Genomic DNA, 26,487 nt, shown 5'->3' on the forward strand with positions numbered 1-26,487 from the left:
GCGATCTCGAAACGGAAATAAAGGGCTACACGGGGAGGGGGCGCTTGAAGTAGAGCAGCACGACGTCCTGCTCGGCTTCGACGTTGTGGTACAACGTGGACGAAACGAGTTCCCACCCCTCGGCGCCGAGCTGGTTCAGGGCCAATTCGAGACCGGCGGCGCCGGACTCGTTCCCCAATCCGTGGGTGATGAACTGGGCCGTGGTGTACTCCCACTTGGTCACGGTTGGTGCTCCGCGTGGCTCGTGTGAAGGCGCCCGGGCGTCGGGTTACCGAAAAACCGTCATTCCACCGGGTACTGCATCCGCCCGCAACTGTTGCAGGTGCGGAACTCCCCGCCCCGCAGCGCGGTGAACTGGGCCTCGGTCATGGTCGTCCGGCACCCCTGGCACACGCGGGCCTTGGCCGCGGCGAACGACTCCGGTCCCTTGGTCTTCACGATGTTGTCGTAGGTCTTCTTCACGTCCGGCGGGAGCGTCGCTTCGGTGCGTGCGAGGTCCGCCGTGCACACTTCTTGATCTGCTTTCATCCCCTCCAGGCGCTCGGCCGCGTCCACCTGGAACTGCTTGAAATCGGCCTGCGCTTGTGCCCACACCTGCTCGACGGTTGGGATCGCGCCCGTCTTCTCTTCGAGTTCCATGATGGTGCTGAGAATGGTGTCTTCCAGTTCGCCCTTCTTCGTCTTAGCTTGCGTGATTTCGGACTGCTTCGCGTCGTACTCCTTCTGCACGCCCATGCCGCTGAGTTGGTCTTCCAGTTTCGTGAGGCGGTTCTCGGTCTGCTTCAGGGTGCCCTCGTCTTCGCGCTGCTTGAGCTTGAGCTTCGTAATGGAGTCGTGGTGGTCCTTGTGGGTCTGGCGCGCGGCCTCCAGATCGTCTTGGTGCGCCCGGAGCACGCGCGGCCCGCGATCGATCTCGGCTTGCAGGTTGCGGAGGTGAACTCGGAGTCGATGGCACTCGCGCAGGGCAGAAGTAACAGACGACATGGCGGCTCCTTTGCGGGCATTGTATCAAAGGCGCACGCCCAACGGGAACGGGCTGGTGGAGCGGGCGTGTCGGCTGGTGTTGAAGTACCGGTCCCCTCAGCGCCAGAACTGCCACCACCGCTTGCTGCCCCTTTTGAGCAGGCGCCGGGCCGTCTCGATCACTTCCGGCACCGACCGGCACCGACTCAACCGTCCCTTGACCATGAGCCGCTTGCCGAAGATGAGAATGTAACTGTCCGGGATGTTGCTGATCCCCAGCCCCCAACCGCTGAACTCCCGGAGCGTCTCGGTAACGGAATGCAACCAGCCGGGATTGAACGGGTCGTCGCCGTACAGTTCGGCGTAGAGGTAGCGCTCGTGGTTGTGCTGGTCGTCGAGGACGAAGTACATCGGATCGGGGGCGCCGGGCTCCCAGGCTTCAGGGTCTTCGGCGAGCATCGGGAACAGGCTCTCGGCGCCGGGATCGATCTTGATGGTCCCCATCGGACCGGTCGCGCCGTACCGCTGGCAGGTGCGCACGACGGCGTTGCGAACGGTGTGATAGGTCTGCCACGGGAGGGCGCCGTCCGGGTGGGCGTTCGGAACGCGGGACCGGGTGAACGACACCACTTTGAGCGAAGCGAGTTCTTTCATGCGGTTCTTTGTCGGCACATTCCGTTCATTAACCGACCCGAAATAACAGGACCGGTGTGACCCGACTGGTGGGTTTTGACGCGAGAGCGCCGCACCTCCACCAGCCGGGTCACACCGGCCGTTCGCCCGGACGGGCACGGTCTCACGTCTTGTTCTTCAGCCCGTCGAGGAACCCTTCGAGTTGCCGGCTGCGGACCGGGTGCTGCAACTTGCGGACGGCCTTCGCCTCGATCTGGCGCACGCGCTCGCGCGTCACCTTGAAGATGCGGCCGACCTCTTCGAGCGTGTACGTGTACCCGTCGCCCAGGCCGTAGCGCAGCTTGATGATCTCGCGCTCGCGGTAGGTGAGCGTCTTCAGCACGCCCTCGATCTTGTCCTTCAGCATCTCGTTGGTCGCGGCGTTCACCGGGCTGTCGACCGAGTTGTCCTCGATGAAGTCGCCGAAGTAAGAGTCCTCGCTCTCTCCCACCGGCCGGTCGAGGCTGATCGGCTGGCGGCTGATTTTGAGTACCCGCTTGCATTCCTCGTAGGAAATGTTCGCGGCCTTCGCGGTCTCTTCGATCGTGGGTTCGCGCCCGAGCGCCTGGAGCAGTTGCTTCGAGACGTTGCGGAGCTTCGACATGGTCTCGATCATGTGGACCGGGATGCGGATCGTCCGCGCCTGGTCCGCGATCGCCCGCGTGATGGCCTGCCGGATCCACCACGTCGCGTAGGTGCTGAACTTGAACCCGCGCCGGTGCTCGTACTTGTCCACCGCCCGCATGAGGCCGGTGTTGCCCTCTTGAATGAGGTCGAGGAAGGAGAGCCCGCGGTTGCGGTACTTCTTGGCGATGCTCACCACGAGCCGCAGGTTCCCGCCGGACAGGTCGCGCTTGGCCTGCTCGTACTCCGTGAACCGCTGCTTCATGATGCCGACCCGCTTGCGCAGGCTGGCCGGTTCTTCGAGCGTGATGAGCATCAAATCCTGGAGCTCTTTCTCCAGGTTCGCGCGCTCCTCCTTGGCCGTGCGGTTGCCCTTGAGCGTTTCGATTTCCGCTTCGAGTTCGTCCATCCGCTGGCTGATCTGCTCCAGCTTCTTCATCAGCGGCTGCACCTTTTGGGTGCGGATCGACAGCTCTTCAACGAGCGTCACCGTCTTGCGGCGCCGGAGCCGGAGCCGCTCGCGGATCTCTTCCTTCTCCGTGCCCGGGGTGCGGTCGTCGCCGAGGCGCTGGAAGTCCTCGACGTTGCCTTCCATCAGCGGTTCGAGGGTCCGCAGGTTGTGCGGCATCCGCGCGAGAATCTTGTCTTTTTCGAGGTTCTCGGTCTGGGAGACTTTGATCGTGCGGTCGAACGGCAGGTCGCCGCTGTGGACCCGCTTGAGGGTCTCGACGACCTGGCGCATCGCGTAATCGCACTCGAGCACCTTGCGCCGGAACCGGCGCCTGGTGAGCTCGATCTTCATCGCGAGCGAGACCTCCTGCCGGCGGTCGAGCAGGTCGATCTGGCCCATCTGGGTGAGGTACATCCGGACGGGGTCGTCGATGTGCCGGCCGTCGCCGTCCGAGTCCTCGAACGCGGACGATTCCGGGTCGGAGATCAGGGCCTCGACGACCGCGGACGGTGCGTCCTCGGCGTCCTCGTCCGCGTCGATCAGGCTGATGCCGTGCTGGTCGAGCAGTTCGGTGATCTCGGTCAGGCGCTCGGGCTCGGCGTCGGCCGAGAGCGCGGTGTTCACCTCGTCGTAGGTGAGGGTACCGCTCTGTTTACCCTTCTCGATCAGGGCCTTGAGGACCTCGTCGTTCTTCCAGTCCATCCGAACCCCTCCCACACTGGTCGTCCGCGTTGAGCCGTCAATGGCTGCTGCGGCGGGTGGTTCTGAAAACTCGTGGTGCGAAACTCAGGTGACTCGTGTCGGCGGCCCCGCCCGGTTACCCGGTTACGCCGCGGGTGTGGCCATGTGTTCCGGGTCGTCGTCGTCCTTGGCTTCTTCGGTCTTGGGCCGCTTCGGTTGCCGGGTTTGTTGGATGCGCCGGAGCAGTTCGATCGTCTCCGCGTCGCTCGCCCCGGTCAGCAGCTCCTTAGCCTTCTTCGCTTCGGCCTCCGCCTTCATTTCGCCGAATCGCTTGAGCAGCCGGCTCAGCCACTGTTCGCGGTCCTGCATCTGCTGGCCGACGAACTGGAGCGTTTGGGCCGCCTCGAACAGGTCGGGGCGGTCGTTGAGCCGCTCGCGGAGCGCTTCCAGGTCGGGCACCATCCCGGCCGATTGCGCCGTGAACAGTTCGGTGAGGATGCGGCGCAGCCCGCTGTGCGTGATCTCCTCCGGGGTCACGTTGGGGGCGGCGGCCGCGACCAGCGTCGGGTCGCTGAGCAGCAGTTCCACCAGTTGCCGCTCGGCGGCGACCGCGGGGCCGGCTTTGGCGCCCCCGCGGGGGCGCTCGTTCGTCGGGAGGACCGCGTCCGGTCGCACCGTGGTCGTCGGGCGCCCGTCGCGGCCCCGCTGCTCGCGCTCCTTCTGTTCGGTCTCGCGTTCCTTCTGTTCGTATTCCTTGCGCAGCTCGCCGAACCGCGCCCAGAGCGTCTCTTGCTTTGAACCGAGTCTTTGTGAGAGCCGCGTGATAATCAGTTCCCGCTTCACCTGCGCCGCCGCCCCGGGGATCGGCGGGGCGGACGCCATGATGCCGAGGATGTCGTCTGTAATGCGCCGTTTCGTTTCAATAGAGGGGGACGAGTCCCGCTCCAGAAGTTTGTTCAGTTTAAAATCTAACGCATCCACCGCCGATGTCAGTACCTCTTTGAACGTGTCGATCCCGTTGGGGCGCACCAACAGGTCGCACGGGTCGAGGCCCTCGGGGAGCGTCGCGACCGCGAGTTCCACGTCCTGCGAGACGAACATGGCGAGCGCGCGATCGACCCCGGTGTACCCGCCCGCATCTGCATCATACAGGAGGACGACTTTGGGAACATAGCGGCGGAGCTGCGCGACGTGCTTGGGGTTCAGCGCGGTGCCCATCGTGGCGACCACCTGCGGGACGCCGCACTGGTGGGCCATCATGACGTCCGTGTAGCCCTCGACCACCGCGATGTAGCCCGCGTTGGCGTGGCGCGCGAGGTCCAACCCGTAGAGCAGTTCGCTCTTGTGGAAGAGCGGGGTTTCTGCCGAGTTGTAGTACTTCGGTCCGCGCGCGGCTAACGGGTTGTTCGGCATGATCCGGCCGCCGAACCCGACCACCTGCCCCCGCACGTCCTTGATCGGGAACATCACCCGGTCGCGGAACCGGTCGTAATACCCGCGGTTCCCCTCGCGGGTCGCGAGCAGGCCCGTTTCGACGAGAACGTCCACGGGCACGCGCTCGGCCTGGGCGAGTTTCACCAGCCAGTCGCCGATGATCGGCGCGAACCCGATCCCGAAGTCGCGGACGGTTTTGCCGGCGAGTTTGCGCTCGCCCATGTACTTACGGGCCGCAGCGCCCTCGTCGGCTTCGAGGTAGTGGTAGGCGTACTTGGCCTGTGCCCAGCGCATCACCTCGAGCAGCTTGGTGCGGTGGTAATCTTGCGGCGATTGTTGCTCGTCGAGCTTGATTCCGGCCTTCGCCGCGAGTATAGCCCGGGCCTCCTTGAACCCGACCTTTTCCTGGAACATCGTGAAGGAAAACACGTCCCCGTGCGCCTCACACGCCCAGCACTTGTACCGCTGGCGCTGGGGGTCGATGTCGAGTGACGGGCGGGTGTCGGTGTGGAACGGGCAAACGGCTTTGAAGATCTTGCCGGCCGGGATGATGTTGATGTACGAACCGACCACGGCGACGATGTCGCTGGCGGCTTTGACCTGTTTGGTAAGCTCCACCTGGTCGGACGGCACGGGACACCTTTCAACGTGCAAAGCTGAAAATGAGAAGATCAAAATGGAGAACGATCAGTCGTCCATTCGCCACTTGTCATTTTGACTTTTTCACTGAAAGCGGTCGGTCGGCCTTGGCGGACGTCGAGTGAACCCTGGAACCCCGTGCTGGTGGAGCGTGGCGAACCGGCGTTGTGTCTCACAGTTCTCGTCTTTCGCCCGGTCTCGGTTTCGGGTATTTTGTGTACCCCTCCGAGTATGTACGAGGCGCAGCGGAACGAGTGAGAGCGAGTGTGCCTAAGTCGATCGCCGTGGGTTGGGGTGGGGATCTCGAGTGGTGCCGTGGCTCCTCTGAGCCATAAAGGTCGGTGCATCAATCCGTTGATGCTTGGCGAATTATAGCCGGTCGTGTGGACCCGTCAAGGCAAGCTCCCACCCAACCGCCGCACCCCGCAAACTTAACCCATAACCCGGCTAGCGGCGGCCCGGAGAACCCGGAATCTCGACGCAAGTTCCCGTTCCCGTCGGTGATTCGTGCGCGTGCGCCCCGGCCGGCACGACCGGTGCAGAGGGCGATTTTGTTCTAACGCCTTTCTCGTTGCCCGCTGGTGCGGCCCGGCTTAGACTCATCCTCCGAAGCCACCCACGGAGCGCTTGCTCCACAGCTTCTCCCACGCTCGCTTCCCACAACGGTTGGTTGGAGACCCTCACATGACGACCCGTCGGATCAACCGGCGCGAGGCGCTCGCCGCGTCCGCTGCTGCACTTGGTTACTTCCACTTCGCTCCGGCGGTGTCCGCCGCCCGCGTGTTCCGCGCCAACGAGAAGCTCCGCGTCGCCGGGATCGGCGTCGGCGGGAAGGGCTCCAGCGACATCGACGACGCCGCGAACCTGATGGACGTGGTCGCCCTGTGCGACGTGGACGAGGGGCACCTCGCTCCGAAGGTCAAGAAGTGGGCGTCGGCCAAGACGTTCACGGACTTCCGCAAGCTGTTCGACGACACCGCGCTGCTCAAGAACATCGACGCGGTCACCGTGTCCACGCCGGACCACAACCACGCGGTCATCAGCATCCTCGCGATGCGCGCCGGGAAGCACGTGTACTGCCAGAAGCCGCTCACGCACGACGTGTACGAGGCCCACCTGATGCGGGCCGAGGCGAAGAAGAACAAGGTCTGCACCCAGATGGGCAACCAGGGCACGGCCGCGAACGGGCTGCGCCGGGCCGCCGAACTGCTCCAGAAGGGCGAACTCGGCGACGTGACCGAGGTCCACGTGTGGACGAACCGCCCGGCCAAGTACTGGAAGCAGGCGCCCGACATCAGCCCGGAGAAGCCGCCGAAGAAGGGCTCCGTGCCCAAGAACGTTCACTGGGACGAGTTCCTCGGCGTCGCGCCGGACTTCGAGTACGCCGGCGGCATCCACCCGTTCGCGTGGCGCGGGTACTGGGCCTACGGCACCGGGGCCATCGGCGACATGGCCTGCCACACCGCGAACATGGCGTTCATGGGGCTGAAGCTCGCGCACCCGGTGAAGGTGTCGGCCGAGGCCGCCGACGTGAACCCGCTGACGTGCCCCAGCAGCGCGCACGTCACGATCGAGTTCCCGAAGCGCGGGGACCTGCCGCCCGTCACCGTGCACTGGTACGAGGGCACGAAGGGCGGCAAGAAGGTGCTCCCGCCGGAAGCCCTGGTCCAGAAGGCCACCGAACTGTCGAAGGGCAAGCTGGTGGACAGCGGCTCCATCCTCGTCGGCTCGAAGGGGTTCGCGTACTCGCCGGACGACTACGGCGCGAACGTGTTCTTCAGCACCGGGACGAGGACCGGGAGCAACACCAAACCCGAAACGATGCCGGAGAACAACAAGCACGACCAGGGCCAGAAGAACGAGTGGGTCGAGGCGATCAAGGCCGGCAAGCCGGAACTGGCGCTCTCGAACTTCGGCCACGCCGGGCTGCTGACCGCGGCGTTCCTGCTGGGCAACGTGGCGATCCGCACCGGCAAGTCGTTCAACTTCGACGGCGAGAAGTGCCAGGCCGACATCAAGGAAGCGGCCCCGCTCATCCGCCGCACGTACCGCAAGGGCTGGGATCTGATCGGCTACAACGCCTAATGTGATGTGACAGGTATCCAGAAACGCCACGGCCCGCCGAACTTCGGCGGGCCGTGGCGTTTTTGTGGGGAGAAGCGCCGGTTGTTTGCTCGTGGTACAGGCCTCTGGCCTGTGGGAGACGTCCACAGGCCAGAGGCCTGTACCACGAGTCGTTAGTTTCCGGTCGTTCAGGGCTTCCCGGGCGCCGGCAGCTGCTTTTCGGGCGCCGGCGGCGGGGCTACGGGCAACTCCGGCACTACCACAGGGTTGGCCGGGAGCAACACGCCGGGAGCGCCGGCCGCGCCTCCGACGGCGGGTAGTGGGACCGGGCCGCCCGCAGGGAACGGGAACACCGGGTTGCCCGGCGCGGGTTGCGTCGGACCGTCGGCGTTCGGGCGCAACTTGTCCGCGCGCTCCGTCGTGGTGACGAACAGCACGTTGCTCATCCGCACCGTGCCCAGGTCCGCGACCTCGGCCATGAGCCGGATGGCCGTTTCCAGAGGTACGTCATCGAGCTTCAGGGTGACGGCCGCGTTCGCCTTGTCTTTCAATCGCGGGTCGATCACGATGTTCGCGCCGCAATCGGCCGAGAGCTGCTTCACGGCCGTGCCGAACGCGATGCCGTCGCAGTTCACGTTCACGCGCTGGCGGAACTGCTTGGTAATCAGCCCTTCTTCAGTGGAGATGTACAGCCCGTCCCGCGTCAGCCCGCACTTCAGATTGAATGGGGCGAGGGCCTGTTGGAGCCCGTCTTTCAACTTCACCTGTTTCAGCGTAACCGTGACGGTCGGCTGGTTCGGGTCGAGGCCGAACTGGTACACGGCCGGGTCGATGGTCACCCCGATTTTGGCCCGGTCCTTGAGATCCCCGATCACCTCGTTGAGGGACTTACCCTGGTAGTTCATGTCCCCGACTTCGTCGAGCGCCTTGCGCGCCGCGTCCATCGGGGAGGTCGTCTTGGCGGGGGCCGCGGGCGTCGGGGCGGCCCCGCGCGCGAGCGACGGAGTCACCACCGGGGCCGCGAACACGGCGACCGCGAACATCCGACACAGGGTCGAGCGCATGGAATATGGCTCCACAGATGTGACGACCGCCGGCGCGTGCCGGGGCCGGAACGAACTCACGCACCCTACCAGACGGGGCACCCCTCGAACAAGATTGGACCGCTTTAATAAAAACCCGGTCCGGCTTTGGAGAGGACGTATCTCAAGGCGGCCACTTACTTTGGGAAGCACCACCCGCTCGTTGGCACCCGCGTTTTGTCAAGAGACTTCAGGCGAACAGCCGGTGAGAGGTTCCTCTTGTCTGTCACCCAAAGGCTCCCGGTGCGAGCCGATCGTGACTGATTGTTGCGCGCGTTAAAGCGGTGAGCCCGCCCTTGTGGGCGGGTCGTTCGTTCCCACCGGGATTGGTGATCGCACCCCGTACACCCACCCGCCGCCCTTGCGGGCGGGGTTCACCGAAGCGGCTCCGCGATCGACTCGGACCCTCACCGGCCGTTCGCCTGAAGTCTCTTGACGAAGCGCGGGTGCCAACGAGCGGATGGAGCTTCTCGCAGCTGCGGTCGTGCGCCGATCCGTCCGAGTCGCGTTCCGACTGACCGGTTAGTTACCGACTTCGCTGGTGAGCAGAAACGTGGTCCCTTTTCGTGTGACTTGAAGACCGTATTGGAGTGCGATTGCTTCGATCGCCTTGTCCGCGGGTACGTTCAGCAACCGGATCGGGCTGGGTTTCACGTCCACATTACTGGCTTGGGGCAGGACGAGAATGTTCAGGTCGAAATCCTTGGCGAGTTTGGTGACGACCTCGTTCAGTGACTTGTCCTTCGCGATTATCGACACGAGTGGTTCGCTCAGACGCACGCGGCCCTCGGTGATTTTGGTGGTGGCCGACTTGGTGACCTCGGCCGCGAACACGACGGGCACGATTTCGATCCCGCTCTGCTTCACCAGGAACGCCGCGTCCATGCTGTCGAGCACCACCGTGAGGAACTGGTAGAGCGTCACCCCTTTGAACCGCGTCGCGATGAGCTTCGGCTTCTGTTCTTTGAAGTTCGGGTGGCCGATCTCATTGAACTGTTCCTCGCGAACGACGAAGCTCAAATCGTGCTGTTTCGAGAGGAGCGAGAGCAACTCGAAGATCGGGACTTCGTTGAAGTTCTTATCGCCCAGGTCGACGTCCTGGGTCAGGAGGGTGTTGAGATCTTTTTCGGTCTGATTTCTCTCGGCCGTTTTCGCCGCCTCGTTGTTTACGCGCCTGACCGGGACGATCTCGACGTAGTCGGGGGCCACGTTGTAGGTCGCACCGAGGGTCGTCAGCCACACGTTGAGGAACTGGGCAACGGACAGGTCTTTTGTGTCCAGCGTCTTGAGAAACGACTTCTTATCCCTGATGTCGGTCACTTTCTGGGCTTTGAACTCTTCTTCCAAAACGACGAACGAGACGGTGTGTTGTTTCGAGAGCTGTTTGAGGCCATCGACCAACGTCAGGTCGCCGATCTTCGCGCCGTCGATCTCGACTTTTTGTTTTTGCAGCGCCGCACGAAGTGCTTCGGCCGCGTGCGCCTTGCTCCCGGTTTTGGTGTCCGCAGCGACCAGTGGAGTGGGTGCCAGTGCTAACCCGCAGACGGCTACGAGCCACGCCATTTGGGACATGTGAGCCTCGAAATTGGAGACGCGGAGCCACTTTGCAAGGGGCGGGCGATGCCCCGTGCAGCCCTAACGGAATGCGCACCGGTGGCGTTGGCGCCGCGGTTCCAAAAGTCGGAAACCTTACCGAGGTACGAGCCGCAAGCACAAACTCTGAGTCGGCCGGAGCTTTTCGGGCGCCGCGGGGTACCCAATCGCACCATTTGAGTCGCGCCACATAGTGACCTGGTGCGGAGGTTGAATGTGCGAGCCACACGAGTCGCTTGAAGCGCGTGCCGGACACGCTCCAGCAACTGACCGGGATTATGCCCGAGGCGCTCGACCGCCTGCCAGCAATTACGATGCTTCAGCACAAGGTCGCGTTCCGAAACCACCCGCAAGGAAGCCGCCGAAATGCTAAAAGTGGCGCAAATGCAGCGTGCGGGATGAAAACAGGGCGAAATTGAAACACGAACCGCAGAGAATGCGGATCAAAACTGAGCAAATTGTTCACGAAAGATGACAAAGGCTACGGAAGAAAACAGGGTACAGCGCCCCACGCCTCGCCCCGTTACTTCTTCCCCAAAAGCAAATCCAAACCCCAACACCCGCACACGTGCGGCCCCGGGCTTCGCAGGTGGTCCAGTAGGCTCGCGTCCGAGCAGCCCGCCTCTTCAACCGCGTCGGCCAAAACTGCGAGGCGCACCGAATCTAGTTCGCCGCTGGGCAAAGCGCGTTCTTCGTAAGCCGACCGAGCCAGCGCGACCACATCCGCGGTCAGCCACCGGCGATCCAGAGTGACGGCGCGAAACGGGTTACCGAAGACCTCACGAAAGATGGCCGTCACACCGGCCTTCCGCAACCCGGTCATCCCGGCTTGGGTAGCGCAGGCCGCCGCTGCGTGCCAAGCGTCGGGATAGGCACTGTTTGCAGCCGCCCACGGCGCGCGAATGGCCTCCCGCCTCCGAACGGACTTGAACGCCGCGTCGCACGCCGGCTGCAATTTATTGGCAGGGGCGCGTTCGTCGGCGACAAGTTCGGCGAGTTCGACAGCGCGGTGGATGTCCTCCTGGTCGAACCGGTTCCACAGGCGCCGACTCACGGCGCAAGCGAACAGGCGCAGCTTCCTGGGGCTGAAATTCGTCCTCTGGTCTCCCCATAACATCTGACAGGCGTCTTTACTGGCCAGCCATTCCGCTTCGGTCATCGGCGCCCCCTTATTACCCGGCCATCACAGGGTAAGCAAAACTCGCCCGCCGATACAACGGTGGCGATCTACTGGGAGGCAGAAAGAGAAAACAGAGTGCGGTTCGCTTTTCCGGGAAATTCTTCCCAATTTCTCATGCAGGAGAACGTGCCATTGCGTACACTAGAGTATCAGTGTTCTGAAGCGTTTGTTGGAAACTGGGATTCCCGATCCGATGCCGACCCAAAACGGGAGAAGTGCGTAACACAGCCTATTTACTCAAACACATACGCAGTCGAAATTTACGGCAATCGCATAACATTTAGTGGCCCCAAAATGTTAGCAAATGTTAGCCTCGGAACCGAAGCCACTACCCATGAAATGGTTGGTGTTTCTTCGCCCCGGAGGGGCCGGCGGGCGTAGCACAGGGCGGGAGCCCTGTGCTCAAGACCCGAAGGTCAGCAGTTACTCTGGCACGGCCAAAACCTTGATCTTCGGTTCGCCTTCACACATCGGAATCACGGTTCCGAGTAGCGTTCCGGTGTGCTTCTCCTTCATGTGGGCTTCGAGCGCCGCGATGCCCTTGAAGTGCTCGTACATGACGTAGGTGGTCGGTTCGTCAGGGTCGCGGTTGAGGTAGTACGCGACGCACCCCGGTTCTTTCCGCGTGGCGACCAGCGCCGGGGCGAACGCCTCCTCGAACTTCTTCTCGTTACCGGCCTTCACTTTAAACGTGACCAGGAGCGCGAACGGCTTCTTCTCGTCCTTGACCTTCGACTTGATGAGCGCGACAACCGGGTTCTCGTCGGCCGCCGGGGTTGGGGTAGCGACCACAAGCAGCGCAAGTGGAGCGGTGAGTAGTAGCGCACGAAACATGGGTCCGTCTCCTTGGTAATTTGGGCCGAGCTATCGAACCACACCGCGTGCGCGATTGCACGCGGAAAACTGCGGTTGCTCACATCCCAAACTTTAGGGAGAATCTCCCGCCCTCAATGTCGGGAAGGGAATCCCCATGCGCGAACTAAACATTGCGGTTCTGGACGAGGAATTGCCGTTCCCACTTACGTCGGGAAAGCGGATTCGCACCTTCAACTTGCTCCAGCGCCTTGCGACGCGGCACAAAGTGACGGTCCTCTGCCACCGGAACCCGGACCGCAACGAAGCCCTGGACGCCGAAGACGCCTTCCGCGCGGCCGGGATCGCAACAGTCGTCGTGGACCGAGCGGTGCCGTCGAAATCCGGGGCCGGTTTCTACGCACGCTTGGCGGGAAACCTGCTCTCCCCACTACCCTACTCGGTCAGCACGCACGCCAGCCCCGAACTCTCCGAGGCGGTTCGCGCGTTCGCGAATGAGAACGCGGTCGACGTATGGCACTGCGAGTGGACGCCTTACGCCCAGGTGCTGCGTGACGCACTGGGTCCGCGCCTCGATTCCGTTCCGTGGACCGTCATGGCCCACAACGTCGAATCGCTCATTTGGCAGCGTTACGTGGAAACGGCCGATAACCCGGCGAAGCGATGGTACATCCGCAAGCAGTTAAAGAAGTTCGAGCGGTTCGAGCGCTGGGCTTATTCGACCGCGACCGCGTCGATTGCCGTGAGCCGCGAGGACGCGACGCTCATGCGCACGGAGTTCGGCGCAACCCGCACGCGGGTCGTTGATAACGGCGTGGACGTCAATTACTTCCGCCCGCAACGCGACATCGAACGCGATCCGGCCCAAATGCTCTTCATGGGCAGCCTCGACTGGCGCCCGAACCAGGACGCCGCGGAACAGCTTCTGAACGAAGTTCTGCCCCGCGTGCGTGCTCGTGTTCCGCACGCGACGGCCGTGCTGGTAGGCCGCCGGCCGCCCGAGTGGTTGCGAGCGCTGGCCGCAGCAACGCCCGGGGCAGAGCTTCACGCGGACGTGCCCGACGTGCGGCCGTTCCTCGCGCGCTGCGGGTTCCTCACGGTGCCGCTGCGGATCGGCGGCGGGTCGCGGCTGAAGATTCTCGAAGCACTTTCGGCCGAAACGCCCGTCGTCAGCACGCGGGTCGGGGCCGAGGGACTGGAACTGACGCCGAACCGCGACCTGTTCGTCGCGATTTCGACCGACGAACTGGTGAAACTGACGCTCGACGCGATCCAGCGCCCGGACGAACTGCAAGACACCGCCGAGCGCGGCCGGCGCCAGGTTCTGGCCCGCTACTCGTGGGAACTGCTCGCCGAGCGGCTCGACAGCGTGTGGACCGCGGTTGCTCGCACCCCGGCACTGACCGAAGCCTAACCGGTTGTGGGTTTTCGCATTGGGCGCGTTTCCGGGTGTCACACGAATGTAACATTTCGCATTTGCCAAGCGCGAAGCCGGGGTCGCTCGTCGAGTAAGGTGACTCTCCCCGTTCCTCCCTCCGAGGAACGGCAGTTCCCTCAATTCGATGAGGTTTCTCGCCATGTTTAGCGCGAAGTGGCTACTGTTGGGCGTTCCGGTCGCGGGCGCGGTCGGGCTGGGTGTGGGCGTCGATCAGTGGCTCAGCGCGGCCGGCGAAGCGAAGCAAGACCTCAAACCCTCCACCGTCCTCCCGATCACCCGCGTGATCCTGTTCAACAGCGGTGTGGGGTACTTCTCGCGTTCAGGCGAAGTGGAGGGTGACGCGCGCGTCGACCTCACGTTCCCCGAAAGCGACGTGAACGACCTGCTCAAGAGCATGGTCCTTGAGGACTTCGGGAACGGGCGCGTTTCCGCCGTGAGTTACGATTCCCGCGAACCCATCGCACGCACCCTCAGCTCATTCGCGATCAACCTCAACGGAAATCCCACATTCGCCGGGATTATCGCCCAACTGCGTGGCGAGCGCATCGAAGTCGCGGTCAGTGCAACGGCCGCGAACCAACCGGGCAAGCTCACCGGGACTATCGTCGGGGTCGAGAAGCAGAAAGTCCCTGCAGGTACCCAAACCACCGACGCGGAAGTGCTAAATATGTGGTGCGCCGAGGGTATGCGCGCCATCAAGATGAGCGACATCCAGTCCCTCCGATTCAGCAACCCGGTCATCGAGAACGAGTTTCGGCGCGCGCTGGAGGTGCTGGCGCTTTCGCACGACAGCCAGAAGAAGGCCGTTCAGTTGCACTTCGCGGGCGAGGGGAAGCGCAAGGTCCAGGTCGGCTACGTCGTCGACGCGCCCATCTGGAAGACCAGCTACCGCCTGCTCCTGAAGGACCAAGAGAAGCCGTATTTGCAGGGTTGGGCGATGGTCGAGAACCCAACCGACGAGGACTGGTCCACGGTCAAGATGGCGCTCGTAAGTGGTCGCCCGATTTCGTTCAAGATGGACCTGTACAACCCACTCTACATCAATCGACCCACCGTCGAACCCGAACTCTTCGCATCACTCCGCCCCGTTACTTACCGCGGTAATTTCAGGAGGGACACAGACGGGATCGCTTTCGACAGGCCACTCGGGGAAGCGGGACAGGCAAAACTTGACGCCAAACCGGGCGCCAAAGGTGGGTTCGGTCGCGGGGGTGCAATGCCGGCTGGAGCGTCGCCCCCAGTGGGCTACGCCGACGATAACATGGACGCACTTAAGAAAGCGACCGTCGCGAACAACCCGGAGGCCCGGTACGGGAAGGACACCGCAGCAGAACTGGCTCGCCGCATGAGCACGGGAAGCGTCGGTAATGCGGCGACCGCAGGTGCGCTAGGGGACTTCTTCCAGTACACGATCGACCACCCGGTCACCCTAGTCCGTCAGAAGAGCGCGCTACTCCCGATCGTGGGCAAGGACATCGAAGGGACGCGCGTCTCGATCTACAACGCGGGCGTCCAGGCCAAGCACCCCTTGCTTGGGCTGCGCCTCAAGAACACCAGTGGGGCGCACCTAAATCAAGGGCCGATCACGGTGTTCGAGGGAAGCACCTACGCCGGGGACACGCGCGTACTCGATGTTCAACCCAACGAAGAGCGCCTCTTGAGCTACGCGATCGACCTCGGAACCGAAGTCGATCCGAAAGCCGGCGCGGGCAAGCAGAAAATCACCAGTATCAAGGCCGTGAAGGGCATCGTGACGACCACGACCAAGATCACGGAAGAGACCACATACAAGGCCGTGAATCGCGCTCAGACGGACCGCACGCTGTTGATCGAGCACCCGAACCGGACAAGCCAGCAGTTCAAGTTGGTGGACACGGACAAGCCGGCCGAGGACACCCCCGAGGTACTCCGGTTCCAGATCGCACTCAAAGCCGGGGACACCAAGTCGTTCACCGTTAAGGAGGAGCGCGACGACGTGAGCACGATCGCGCTGACCAACGGGTCTGAAGACCAGATCCGATACTTCGTGTCGCTCAACGAGATCAGCGCGGGCCTTAAGAACAAGCTCAACGAGGCGCTCAAACTCAAGGGCGTCTGGGACAACACCGCGCGCGAGCTGAACCATGTGAACGGCGACCTGCAGCGATTCACGGTGGACCAGGACCGGATTCGCAAGAACCTGCGCGAGACGCCCAAGGAATCCGAGGTGTACGCGACGTACCTAAAGAAGCTCTCGGACCAAGAGAAGGAGATCGACGCGCTCACCGCCAAGCAGAAGGGCCTCACGGCTGACGAGTTCAACGCCCGCAAGAAGTACGAGGACTTCCTCGCCAACATCTCCGACTGAGATGAGAAAACAACGAACGGCCCATTCGTGGGCCGTTCGTTGCGCAACCGCGGTGACTACGCAACTCCATTCACGCGCTCGCCACCAACGAATACCTGTTGCACGTTCAGCGCGCGATCGAGCACGACCAGATCAGCGCGCTTGCCGACTTCCAGGCTGCCGATTTCGCTCTCGACACCGAGGATGCACGCGGGCGTGAGAGACGCCATCCGCACCGCTTCCGGGAGCGGTACACCGGCCGAGAAGTGTATTGTTCGCAAGCAGTGATCCATCCCCATCACGCACGATGCGAGTGCGGTTCCGTCGAGCGTGACACCCACGCCGTCCTTCTTCAGCACGCGCTCGCCGCTGCCGATCGCGCCGAACCAGTATTCGCCGTCGGGTTGGTCTACCGCGCGCATCGAATCGGTCACCAGCGCGAGCCGGTCCGGTCCCTTCACCTTGTACGCGAGCCGCAACAGATCCGGCGACAGGTGTTTGCCATCGGCAATGACTTCTGTCGAGAGTTCGTCGAAGAACAGCGTCGCTTCGAGCATCCCGCCGCGCATCGGGAACGCCTGCGAGAGCCGCAAACGGGCGCGGTCGGACATCGCACAAAACAGGTGGTCGATGTGCCGCACGCCCCACGACACCGCGGCTTCCACCTGCGAGAACGTGCCGTGGCTGTGCCCCGCGTTGAACCGCACCCCGCGCGGCGCGTAAGTGCGCACCAGCCACTCGGCATTCTCGATTTCGGGCGCCACCGTCACCACAAGGGGCATCCGCTCGGCGAGCTTCGTGAAGCGTTCCGCGTTCCCCGGAGCGGGCACCAGAAACTCTTGGTCCGGGTGGCATCCACGTGCCGGGCGCGCGAAGTACGGGCCGTAAAAATGGCTCCCCACAATCCGTGCGCCGCCGGGAACGTCGCCGTACAACTCCCCGCAGAGCGCGAGGAACTGATCGTACTGCGGACCGGTCGCGACCGTGCTCGTGGGCGTGAGGCTCGTGGTTCCGTGGCGCGCGTGACACCGGCACACGGCGCGAAACGCCTCCGCGGTGCCGTCCATGAAGTCGGCCCCGTCGCCGCCGTGAACGTGCAGATCCACAAACCCCGGCGCGAGATACATTCCGCCGAGATCGATCGCGCCTTTGGTCGGCCCGCCGACTTCCACAATGCGCCCGCGCTCGATCGCCAAACTCGCGTTCGGCACGAGTCGGTCCGGGAGCACGAGTGTCGCGTTCGCGAAAACCGTTACAGTCATTTCATTCCCTCAAATTTACCCAACTCATGTTAGCCCGCAGGGTCACACGCGACCGGCGTGTTGTTGTAGAACAACGGTAACGATCACCGGAGGCGAGTCATGGCGCGGCGAAATCTGAACGGGTTACGGGTACTGGTCACGGGTGCGTCACAGGGCATCGGCCGGGCGCTCGTGCTGGAAGCCGCGAAGCGCGGGTGCAAGGTGCTGGCCGCAGCGCGCTCGCAGCCGCTATTAGATGAACTCGCGGCCGAAGCACGCAAAGCCAACGGCACCGTTCAGACGGTGGTCGCGGACGTGACCAAGCCCGAGGACCGGGCCGCGATGGTAGCCGCTGCCACGCAGCACTTCGGCGGCATGGACGTGCTCATCAACAACGCCGGCATCGGTGCCACCGGGCACTTCATGGACTCCGAACCGGAAGTGTTGCGCCAGATCTTCGAGACGAACTTCTTCGGGCTAACGGAAACGACGCGCGCCCTCCTCCCGCTGCTCAAACAGGGAACAACACCCGCAATCGTGAACATCTCATCGGTCGTGGGTAAGCGGGCGCTCCCGGCCCGGTCGCTGTACTCGGCGAGCAAGTTCGCCGTCATGGGGTTCAGTGAGGCCATCCGCGCCGAACTCGCGAAGGACAAGATCGATGTGATTGTCGTCTCGCCCGGTCTCACGCAGACGAACTTCTCGAAGAACATGCTGGAGCAGAAAGCGAAGATGCAGCTCGACCACCTTCGCGGAATGACGAGCGAAGAAGTCGCGGTCGCGACGCTGAAAGCCGTCGAACGCGGGAGCCTGGACGTGACGCTCACCCTCAAGGGCAAAATGCTGGTGCTGGTGAACCGGTTCGCGCCGTGGATCGTGGACTTTTTCTCGAAGAAGAAGGTACGCGAACTGTTCGCTGACGAGATCACCGAGCGCAAGAAGAAGCAATTGGAAGCGGCTGCCGCCAAGTAGCGGCTTTGATTGCGGGCGACCGGCCGGCTCACACCGACTGGTCGCCACTCGATGGCTCAATACCGCAGGATGAAGTCCAGTGTGAACCGGTAGCGGAAGAGATCCTTCGGCCCCGCGAGCGGCACTTCAAAGCCCGCACCGAACTGGGCGCTCTCGGTGATCTTCACGCGCCCGCCGAGCGTGCCCGTCAGCAGCCCGTTCTTGGCCTGTCCGCCGAAGTTAATCAGGTCGCGCCCCTCGCTCCCGATCGTCATCGCCTTGCCGCTCGACGTGTACAGGAACCAGTTCAGTTCCGCGAGCGGGTAGAACCGGTGGAGGTTGCCCGCGTCGAAGTCCAAGTGGGCCGACAGCCAGTAGTAATCGCTCCGCTGGTTGTCCGTGCTGAACGAGTATCCCGACGCGATGATGCTGTTGAAGCTCCCGAGCCGGAAGTCACGGAGGAAGTTCTGGCCGTAAGTCACATACGGCACGAGTGAGAGCGTTCCCGTGTCCTGGAACGTCGCCTTCGACCCGACCGGCAACTGGAACTGCAACCCGCCCGCGACCAGTGCACCGTTGTCCTCGCCGCGGTAGAACGTGTACTTCGGCCCGAGCCACAGTTCCGCGAACCCGGTGTCGTCGGAGAACGGCGACCCGCTGCCCGTGTTCACCGAAACGCCACCGATCTTGTTGAACACGATCGACCAGCGGTCCGTGATCGCCACGCGCGCCTGTGCCCCGAAGAACGAGACGTTCCCGCCGCGGAAGTCGCGCTGGTCGTTCGGTACCTTCTGGTAAATGAAGATCGGACGCACTTCGGTGAGTGACCGCGGGTCTTCCGCCAGGAACGGGTTACTCAAAGGAGAAATGAACCCGTCGAACATGTGGTCGCTGCGGAACCACTCGCCGTTGCGTGCGCCGAAAATCTTCTCGAACCCGTCGCCGAATTTACGGGACGCGGATTCGGCTTTCGGGGCCTTCGGTCCGGTCGGCTCTTTCTCGTCGCGAAGCTCCGATCGCTTGGTCAGGAACTCGTTGACCGTGTCCGCGCCGGGTGGAGTGTACGCGGTGCGCGCGAGGGCCGAATCCACAACAGTTGCAGGAACCGGAGTAGCGGTGTTGTTTGGAGTCGGCGTGCCGAACGACGCGGCCGCGGTGGGAGCGCCAAACGATGCGCCGCGCTGCGGTTTGCGTTCGGCGGGAGCGTCCACGAATCCGGCGGGCGCGACACTCGGCTGTGGGGCGCGATCCGAAACCATGACCGGCGCACCGAGGATCGGTGGCGGACGGGACGAATCTCGATTGGGAGTAACAGGGGTCGATTCCAACGACACGGGCGGACCGCCGGTCGGTTCGAGCGGGCCGGGCTGTTGCGCAACGGCCGGGCGCGCGATCCCGGTCGCCAACAACGTCAGCACTACCCACGACCCACGAGGCATGTCCGGCCTCCCTGCCGGGTCACGCGAAAGGGCACAAGCTCCCGAGCGCGAGAGCTTTCACACCTTCACGCGACCTACGTTCCGCCCGACATCCTGCCGGGTATCGTTTACAATCGGTCGGCGCGCGTAGCCCGGTTGAGCACCTTCACCGAGAAATCACGTCCGGTCTGGTAAACTCGGGAATATAACCGGCTCTGGAGAACCTCCTCGGCAACCTGGGTAAACATCATGAACCGGCGCACGGCAGTTCTGTTGTCCGCGGCAATCGTTGTGGCGGGGATATTAGGCAGTTTCGCCCACGCCTGGTGGTCCGGTGGGCACGAAACGGTCGCGGAAGCGGCCGCATCGCGCCTCCCGGACGATGTGCCCGCGTTCTACCGCAACGGCGGCAAGCACCTCGCGCACTTCGCCGTGGACCCGGACCGCTGGAAGAACCGCGAAATGGGGTTCCTGCGGCGCGAAGAAGAGGGCAACCACTTCCTGGACGTGGAGGATCTCGACGAAAAGAAGCTCCCCGGCACGCACCGCTACGACGGGCTGAAGATGATCTACACCGAGCTGAAGAAGGAGCCGAACAAGGTCGGGATGCTGCCCTACGCGATCATGGAGTATTACGAGAAACTGGTGGTCGGGTTCTACGACTACCGCAAGGCCCCGACAAACACCTCGATCCCCATGAAGTGCCTCGTTCACGGCGGCACGCTCGCGCACTACACCGGCGACGCCGCGATGCCGCTACACACCACCCGCGACTACGACGGCCTGAAGCAAGCCGACGGCACCACGAAGCAAAAGGGCATTCACGCGAAGATCGACGGGTTCCCGGAGAAGAACAAGATCACGCCGGACGAAGTGTGCCGCGGGTTAGAAGCGAAGAAGATCGACGACGTGTGGGCACACGTGAACAAGTTCATTGAGGAGTCGCACACGCACATTCCGAAGTGCTACGCCTTCGACGCCGCGGGCGAGTTCGACAAGCCGACGGCCGAGAGCCGCGCGTTCATCCTGGCCCGCGTCCGAGCCGGCGCGCAACTGACGCTCGACTTGTGGTACACCGCTTGGCTACGGAGCGAGAAGCTGCCGAACCACTGGTGAGACGAGGACAAATCATGAAGCGCTACGCGGTCGTGCTGGAGAACGCCGGGACCAATTGGGCCGCATATGTGCCGGACCTTCCCGGTTGCGTGGCAACTGGCGACACGAAAAAAGAAACCGAGCAGCTAATTCGCGAAGCCATTCAGTTCCACTTGGAGGGAATGATCGAAGACCAGCTACCCGTTCCCGAACCGTCCTGTCAGGTCGAATACGTCGAGGTCGAAGGGTAGCTCCCTCAGTCCGTCTTCTCGTCTTTTGCTTCCGGTAACGGTTCCGCGCCCGGTGGGGGTGTGCCGTTACCGGCTTTCACATATTCTGCACGCAGGGCCGCGTACTCTTCGGGCGTGAGTGCATCGAGTGTCTCGTCGGGCGTCGCCACACACGATGCACAACCCGCGCCCGGCCCGGTCCCCTGTTTGAAGATCTGCTTCAAAAACGGAATGCACCACCCGCAGCCGGTCCCCGCTCCGCCGCACATCGAAAGCTGGCTCGGCACCTTCGGCGCGTTGTGCCGCACCCAGTTCACGAGCTTCCGACGCGACACGTGGAAGCAGTAACAGACTTTATCATCTAAGTTCATTGCGCGGCGTCCGAATAGCTTTGTGTCGAGGCGCTCGTTCGCTCTATTTTATCGTTATGGAAGGCACCAACCGCACCGAGAAGTGAGTTCTCGTATGGAACGTCCGGTTCTGCTGTGCGGGCTGGGGCGCGTCGGCTGGCGCGTGCTCGACTCACTCCGAGCCGCCGGGCTGCCGGTCGTCGTGATCGACATCAAGGCCGATCCCAATGACCCGCGCTTGGCCGGCGTGACGGCTTTCAAAGGTGACTGCCGGCGCCACGAGCTGCTCGAACAGGCCGGCATCAAAGACGCCCGCGGGATCGTCATCGTCACGTCGGACGATCTGGTCAACATCTCCACCGCGCTCCTCGCGCGCAAGCTGAACCCGACCACCCGCGTCGTGGTCCGCATGTTCAACCAGAACCTGATCGCGCGGTTCGGCGGCGCGGTGAAGAACACGGTCGCGCTCAGCGTGTCGGCGCTCGTCGCCCCGGTCCTGGCCCTCACCGCGGTGACGGGCGACGCGCTCGGCGCGTTCAAACTTGACGACGGCCCGCGTCAGATTTCCGAACTGGTTGCGACCGAAGATTCCGAACTGATCGGGCAGCGCATCGCGGACCTCGCGGCCGCGCACGGCTTCACACCCCTCGCGTTCGTGCCCGTCCAAGGCGATCCGCAATTCCTGCTGAACGTCAACGGCAGCGCGACTCTGGCACCGGGCGACCGGCTCATTGTGTGCGGCCCGCCGGCGGCGTTGCAAAAGCTGTTGCAGCGGCTCCGCGGGGATTTACTCGCCGGTGTAAAGTGGGCGGGCACAGTGCGCCGGTGGGTGCGCACGGCCCGGCGCACGCTCCTCGAAGTCGATCTCTCGGTGAAGATCATCACGCCGGTTCTGTTCGTCACGCTGCTAATCAGCACGCTGACGTTCCGGTACGGTATCGGCACCGCGTGGGGCGACGGGCTGTACCAGACGGTCAGCATCATCGCGACCGGTGGTGAGTTGCACGGTGAGAACAAGCCCGAATGGGCGAAGGTGTTCATCAGCATCTTGAAGCTAGCCGGGGCCGCCCTCGTCGCGGGGTTCACCGCGATCCTCACGAACTACCTCATCCGCGCGCGGTTGGGCGGCGCACTCGAAATGCGCCGGGTGCCCGACGGTGGGCACGTCGTCGTATGCGGGTTGGGGAACGTCGGGTACCGGCTCGTGCAAGAATTGACCGCGATGGGCGAGCGCGTCGTGGCCATCGATAAGGAGAACGACGGGCCGTTCTTCGAGACCGTTCGGCGCATGGGCGTGCCCGTGTTCGTCGGCGACGCGACCGTGCCCGAAATACTACGCCAGGCCCGGTCCGATTCCGCGAAGGCCGTAATCGCCGCCACATCAAGCGAACTCGGAAACATCGAGATCGCTCTCCTGGTGCGCGAGATGGGACCGAAGCAACGGGTCGTGGTGCGGCTCAGTGAACCGGAGTTCGCGGAGGCCGTGCGCGAAGCCGCCGAGATCCGGCACGCGATGGCGGTACCCGCGCTGGCGGCCCCGGCGTTCGCGTCCGCGCTCTACGGCGACAGCGTGCAAACGCTCGTATCTGCGGCGGGGCGCACGCTGGTCATCATCGATTTGGTCGTCAACGACGCCGACGACCACCTGAACGGCAAGTCGCTCCGCGCGATCGTCCTCGACTACGCACTGTTACCGGTTGCCCTTTCGGGTCGGGATCTGAACGACGTGCGCGGGTACCGGCTGAAAGTGGGCGACAAGCTCACCGTCGTGGCCGAACTGCCCGACTACGAGCGCCTGCTCCGGCTCCAGCGCCCCGCCGCGGTGAGTCGCGTGGTGGTGGACACGTTCCCGGCAACGGCAATGGGAGTGCTCGCGACACACGTGCGGCTCCAGCGCGGCTGCACGGTCGAAGAAGCGAGCGCGATCATGTCGCAACTGCCATTCGTGCTCAACGAAGGTTTAACGCGCGGCGAGGCCCAAGAACTGACCGAGCAACTGGAGCGCGAAAAGGTGGTCACGCGGATCGAGTAAAGTGCCCGACACGCTCTACAGGAATTTCTTCGCCACCGCACCGAGTAGCAGTTTCATCTTCGCGAGCTTGGTCACTTCGGGGCGCTGGGTCCACACGTCATAGTCGCAGCGCTCGATGGCGCCGAGAATCGCTTCGCCGCCGCGAATGAACAGTTCCACGTCCACGCACGCCTCGCGCGGCAAGAGCGGGAGCAGCGCGGCCCCGCGTGCGAAATACGCGCGCGCGCGGTCGACTTCAAACCGCATGAGCGCGCGGAACTCGGGCGTACATCGGCGGGCATCCAGGTCCGCGTCGGTGTAGCCGTACTTCTGCCGATCTTCGGCGGGAAGGTAGACGCGCCCGATGTCGAGATCGCGCGACACGTCCTGCCAGAAGTTCGCGATCTGTAACCCGATACACACTTCGTCCGACAGCGCCGCGCGCTCCTCGTCGAAGCACTCGAACAGGTACAGCACCAACCGCCCGACCGGGTTGGCCGAATTCCGGCAATACCCGAGGAGCTGATCGAAGGTGTCGTACCGCTTCACCCGCTGGTCCTGCTCGAACGCGACGAGCAGGTCGAGAAACGGTTCCGGCGGAATGTTGAATCGCTGAATCGTCCCCCGCAGCGCGACCATAACGGGGTGCCGCGGCGCGGGCGCCTCTTCACCCGATGAATAGCACTCACGAAGTTGCTCGCGCCACCACTCGATGAGGTCGAGCGCGTACTGCCCGCCGCCGGTTTCGTCGGCGAGGTCGTCCGACCAGCGGCAGTAAGCGTAGACCGCGTGGAAGTGCCGGATCAGCCGGCGCGGGAGGAGCAGCGAAACGACCGTGAAGTTCTCGTAGTGCGCCTTCGCGACATACGCACAGTACGCCCGCGCGTCACTCAACGAAACGGGGGGCACCAGCCCCCCGCTCATCCGAGACGGTCCCCACTTCTCCAACTCGCGTGCGAAGTCCCAACTCATTACTTCTTCGCTTCCAGAATGCGGAGCTGCGTGCAGAGGGTGAACTTCAGCCCGTCGAGGTCGTACTCGGTTTCGGCGAAAAACGCCCGGAACCCCTTCTCCGGGGCGTGAACCGTAACAGGCGTTTTCGCGCTGGGGGATTCGGTCCACCGCATCTTGCGGAAGTCGCGCGTGTCGGACTCCGCCGTCCACACGCGGGTCGCGGTCGGCTTCGCCTCGGAAGTTATTTCCAGGCGGCACACTCCTGCCTTTTCGTCGCACACCCAGGACATCGCGGGCATCTTCTTGTCGAAGATCTGGCAGTGACCGAACGCGGCGAGCGTGTTCACCGCGCGAGCCGGGAGCAGTTCCTTCTTGCCTTCCTTGTCCATCTCGCGCAGGTCGTGGCCGGCGTTGGGCACGTACAGCACCCATTTATCGCCCTTCAGGTCGTCCCAGTACGTGTTGAGCGCGTCGAGCGGCCAGTACGGGTCGTTCGCCCCGTTGAGAATCATCTTGGGTACCGTGATCTTGTCGCGGTACACCCACGGGTCGACCATCCGCCACAGCTTCTTCCCGTCGGCCGTGTCCGGGATCGGCACCAGTTTGCGCTCGGTGTAGTCGTGGATCATTTCGCTCGGCTTCCCGAACGCGGCCACCTGGTTCTTCATTTGGACCGGCATGTTGAGCGTGTCGATCACGAGCGGCGCGATGGCCTTCACGCGCGTGTCACCGGTCGCCGCGGTCAACCACGAGGTCCACCCGCGCTTCGAGGCGCCGGTGATTACGAACGACTTCAGCTCGAACTTCCACTCCTCTTTCGCGAACGCCTGGAGCGCGTCCATCCCCCTCACCACGCTCTTCACCATCGGGAACAACAGTGGCCACGAACCGTCCTTCGTTTCGAGGTACCGGACGAACGTCTCGGCGATGAGCGTGTCTTCCCTCTTGCCGTCGAACAATGGTTGCTTCGGCACCCCGTACAGAAACGCGATCGGCGCCTTGATCCGCTCCGCGAGCGCTAGCCCCAGGAGCCCGGACGAGGGGTTCGGCGTGCCCCCCTGGTTCCACAGCACCATCGTCGCCTGCGGCTTCGCGCCCTTCGGCACGATCACCTGGAGCTTGTGGTCCCATTTGATCTCGTGCCACGTCTGCGAGACGAGGTCGATGTCGTAAATCGTTCCCTTGTCCGTCTCCTGCTTGCCCGCGAGCTTCCACGAGAAGGAATCGTCCTTCTTGGTGACGTAATCCACCAGTTCGGTCGGCAGAGCGGGGGGAGCTTCCGGGGCGGAACGGGCCAGGGCCGGCAGCGCCACGAGCGCTGCGAGGGCGAGGGTGAAGAAACGCAAGAGAAGGTCTCCGGGGAGGGGAATCAGGTTCCAACGAGGTTCGCGAAGAACGTACCGGCGGCGCCCGCGATCGCGTCTTTATACGCGGTCAGCCGGTGGTCACCGTCCTTCAATAGACGCAGTTCTACATGAGGGTACTCGACGCGGCGCGCGAAGAACAGACTATCGCTATCGGGAACGACGTCATCAGCGAGGCCGTGAAAGAGCAGTGAAGGCGTGCGCCACCCGCTGACCAGCTCCTCGGGCCGGAACCGGGCGCGTTCTTCGACCAACCCGATGCCGATTTCGACGCTCACCCACTCGTTTTGGACGAGGCGCCGACCGGTGCGTGCCCACGCGATCTGTTCTTCAGGGGTCAGATTGTTCCACCGGCGGTCCAAAAAAACGAACGCGGGCGCGAGGAACACGCACCCCACCACGCGCTCCGGATTCGCCTTCGCGAACCACGCGGACGCGAACCCGCCCATGCTGGAGCCGACCAGCCCCAGCCGCACGTGCCCGCGTTCCCCGAGCCAGTCGCACACAGCCGTCAGGTCTTCGAGCAACCCGCTCGCACGTAAATCGTACATGCTCCCGCTCGACGCACCGTGACCGCGGAAATCGAACGCGGCAAACGTCCACCCGCGCCGCGCGCACTCCGCACGCAGCGATTCCGCCTTCTCGCCCCCGCGGTGGCTCCCGAACCCGTGAACCCACAACACGGCGAACTCCGGGCGCTCGGTTCCGGCGCTGTAGGTACCGGTGAGGTGCGCGCCGCCGGGTAATGAAATCGTCACGAGGTCCGCGGGCATGCGTTTTCCGGCCGTTGAGTTTACAGTTCTTCTTGTGCGGCCCGCGGGCGCGGGTATTATGGTGATGTTGGTGTAACCAACGACCGATCCAAACGCCAGGACCGGCCTCTTCAATATCGCCGTGTCCGGGTCCGAGCCGA

Annotated in this window: 22 protein-coding genes; 7 read left to right on the plus strand and 15 right to left on the minus strand. The window is 63.6% G+C overall.

The window, feature by feature from the left end:
• Positions 1-25: 25 nt before the first annotated feature.
• The 5 genes from VT84_RS25345 to dnaG all read right to left on the minus strand — a co-directional run bounded on the left by VT84_RS25345 (position 26) and on the right by dnaG (position 5,458).
• Positions 26-223 carry a DUF4177 domain-containing protein gene (locus VT84_RS25345; protein WP_052560235.1) on the minus strand — a complete coding sequence of 66 codons (198 nt, stop codon included), beginning with the start codon at positions 221-223 and terminating at the stop codon, positions 26-28.
• Between the two features lie 59 nt (positions 224-282).
• Positions 283-984, minus strand: coding sequence for a zinc ribbon domain-containing protein (locus tag VT84_RS25350; RefSeq protein WP_082841456.1), 702 nt, complete (start codon positions 982-984; stop codon positions 283-285).
• A 96-nt stretch (positions 985-1,080) separates the two neighbouring features.
• Positions 1,081-1,617 (minus strand): hypothetical protein, encoded by a 537-nt coding sequence (locus tag VT84_RS25355; protein WP_082841457.1) that lies wholly within the window; start codon positions 1,615-1,617, stop codon positions 1,081-1,083.
• Between the two features lie 142 nt (positions 1,618-1,759).
• Entirely contained in the window at positions 1,760-3,412 is a 1,653-nt protein-coding gene (rpoD, locus tag VT84_RS25360) for an RNA polymerase sigma factor RpoD (protein ID WP_082841458.1), read from the minus strand.
• Between the two features lie 123 nt (positions 3,413-3,535).
• Positions 3,536-5,458 (minus strand): DNA primase, encoded by a 1,923-nt coding sequence (gene dnaG, locus VT84_RS25365; protein WP_162271850.1) that lies wholly within the window; start codon positions 5,456-5,458, stop codon positions 3,536-3,538.
• A 690-nt stretch (positions 5,459-6,148) separates the two neighbouring features.
• Here dnaG and VT84_RS25370 point away from each other — a divergent pair.
• The gene (locus VT84_RS25370) at positions 6,149-7,549 is read left to right on the plus strand and encodes a Gfo/Idh/MocA family protein (RefSeq protein ID WP_052560231.1); all 1,401 of its coding nucleotides are present in this window, start codon (positions 6,149-6,151) and stop codon (positions 7,547-7,549) included.
• Positions 7,550-7,716: 167 nt separating this feature from the next.
• Here VT84_RS25370 and VT84_RS25375 read toward each other — a convergent pair whose 3' ends face one another.
• The 4 genes from VT84_RS25375 to VT84_RS25390 all read right to left on the minus strand — a co-directional run bounded on the left by VT84_RS25375 (position 7,717) and on the right by VT84_RS25390 (position 12,217).
• Entirely contained in the window at positions 7,717-8,592 is an 876-nt protein-coding gene (locus tag VT84_RS25375) for a hypothetical protein (RefSeq protein ID WP_082841460.1), read from the minus strand.
• Positions 8,593-9,132: 540 nt separating this feature from the next.
• Positions 9,133-10,182, minus strand: a complete 1,050-nt coding sequence (locus VT84_RS25380; protein WP_052560229.1) for a hypothetical protein — start codon at positions 10,180-10,182, stop codon at positions 9,133-9,135.
• 544 nt (positions 10,183-10,726) lie between these two features.
• A complete protein-coding gene (locus VT84_RS41230; RefSeq protein WP_052560228.1) occupies positions 10,727-11,362 on the minus strand; it encodes a hypothetical protein in 636 nt (211 codons plus the stop codon).
• 444 nt (positions 11,363-11,806) lie between these two features.
• Complete coding sequence (locus tag VT84_RS25390) at positions 11,807-12,217, minus strand: putative quinol monooxygenase (RefSeq protein ID WP_052560227.1); 411 nt, start codon at positions 12,215-12,217, stop codon at positions 11,807-11,809.
• Between the two features lie 136 nt (positions 12,218-12,353).
• On the opposite strand from VT84_RS25390, the gene VT84_RS25395 reads away from it, so the two are divergent.
• Positions 12,354-13,610 carry a glycosyltransferase family 4 protein gene (locus VT84_RS25395; protein ID WP_052560226.1) on the plus strand — a complete coding sequence of 419 codons (1,257 nt, stop codon included), beginning with the start codon at positions 12,354-12,356 and terminating at the stop codon, positions 13,608-13,610.
• A gap of 163 nt (positions 13,611-13,773) precedes the next feature.
• Positions 13,774-15,981, plus strand: a complete 2,208-nt coding sequence (locus tag VT84_RS25400) for a DUF4139 domain-containing protein (RefSeq protein WP_082841461.1) — start codon at positions 13,774-13,776, stop codon at positions 15,979-15,981.
• A gap of 56 nt (positions 15,982-16,037) precedes the next feature.
• On the opposite strand, the gene VT84_RS25405 is transcribed toward VT84_RS25400, so the two are convergent.
• On the minus strand, positions 16,038-17,222 hold the full coding sequence (locus VT84_RS25405) for an N-acetylglucosamine-6-phosphate deacetylase (RefSeq protein ID WP_082841462.1): 1,185 nt from the start codon (positions 17,220-17,222) through the stop codon (positions 16,038-16,040).
• A 99-nt stretch (positions 17,223-17,321) separates the two neighbouring features.
• Between VT84_RS25405 and VT84_RS25410 the strand changes: the two genes are divergently transcribed.
• Positions 17,322-18,173 carry an SDR family NAD(P)-dependent oxidoreductase gene (locus VT84_RS25410; protein WP_082841463.1) on the plus strand — a complete coding sequence of 284 codons (852 nt, stop codon included), beginning with the start codon at positions 17,322-17,324 and terminating at the stop codon, positions 18,171-18,173.
• 56 nt (positions 18,174-18,229) lie between these two features.
• Here the strand turns inward: VT84_RS25410 and VT84_RS25415 are convergent, their stop codons facing one another.
• Entirely contained in the window at positions 18,230-19,591 is a 1,362-nt protein-coding gene (locus tag VT84_RS25415) for a hypothetical protein (RefSeq protein ID WP_157469810.1), read from the minus strand.
• 228 nt (positions 19,592-19,819) lie between these two features.
• Between VT84_RS25415 and VT84_RS25420 the strand changes: the two genes are divergently transcribed.
• Both VT84_RS25420 and VT84_RS25425 read left to right on the plus strand, forming a co-directional pair.
• Positions 19,820-20,686: a hypothetical protein gene (locus VT84_RS25420; RefSeq protein ID WP_082841465.1), complete on the plus strand. Its 867-nt coding sequence runs from the start codon at positions 19,820-19,822 to the stop codon at positions 20,684-20,686.
• 14 nt (positions 20,687-20,700) lie between these two features.
• Positions 20,701-20,916: a type II toxin-antitoxin system HicB family antitoxin gene (locus tag VT84_RS25425; protein WP_082841466.1), complete on the plus strand. Its 216-nt coding sequence runs from the start codon at positions 20,701-20,703 to the stop codon at positions 20,914-20,916.
• Positions 20,917-20,921: 5 nt separating this feature from the next.
• Here VT84_RS25425 and VT84_RS25430 read toward each other — a convergent pair whose 3' ends face one another.
• Complete coding sequence (locus tag VT84_RS25430; protein WP_082841467.1) at positions 20,922-21,266, minus strand: bacterioferritin-associated ferredoxin; 345 nt, start codon at positions 21,264-21,266, stop codon at positions 20,922-20,924.
• 94 nt (positions 21,267-21,360) lie between these two features.
• Here VT84_RS25430 and VT84_RS25435 point away from each other — a divergent pair, with 94 nt between their 5' ends.
• Positions 21,361-23,277 (plus strand): potassium channel family protein, encoded by a 1,917-nt coding sequence (locus VT84_RS25435; RefSeq protein ID WP_082841468.1) that lies wholly within the window; start codon positions 21,361-21,363, stop codon positions 23,275-23,277.
• Between the two features lie 15 nt (positions 23,278-23,292).
• On the opposite strand, the gene hpnC is transcribed toward VT84_RS25435, so the two are convergent.
• Genes hpnC through VT84_RS25450 form a run of 3 tightly spaced genes read right to left on the minus strand, consistent with a single transcriptional unit; the run spans position 23,293 to position 26,347 of the window.
• Positions 23,293-24,228: a squalene synthase HpnC gene (gene hpnC / locus VT84_RS25440; protein WP_052560218.1), complete on the minus strand. Its 936-nt coding sequence runs from the start codon at positions 24,226-24,228 to the stop codon at positions 23,293-23,295.
• Positions 24,228-25,556 carry a PhoPQ-activated pathogenicity-related family protein gene (locus tag VT84_RS25445; protein ID WP_052560217.1) on the minus strand — a complete coding sequence of 443 codons (1,329 nt, stop codon included), beginning with the start codon at positions 25,554-25,556 and terminating at the stop codon, positions 24,228-24,230. The genes hpnC and VT84_RS25445 overlap by 1 nt, the downstream gene beginning before the upstream one ends.
• A gap of 23 nt (positions 25,557-25,579) precedes the next feature.
• Positions 25,580-26,347: an alpha/beta hydrolase gene (locus VT84_RS25450; protein ID WP_052560216.1), complete on the minus strand. Its 768-nt coding sequence runs from the start codon at positions 26,345-26,347 to the stop codon at positions 25,580-25,582.
• Between the last annotated feature and the right edge of the window lie 140 nt (positions 26,348-26,487).

Origin of the sequence: Gemmata sp. SH-PL17 (genome assembly GCF_001610855.1) — a bacterium.
Taxonomy (GTDB): domain Bacteria; phylum Planctomycetota; class Planctomycetia; order Gemmatales; family Gemmataceae; genus Gemmata; species Gemmata massiliana.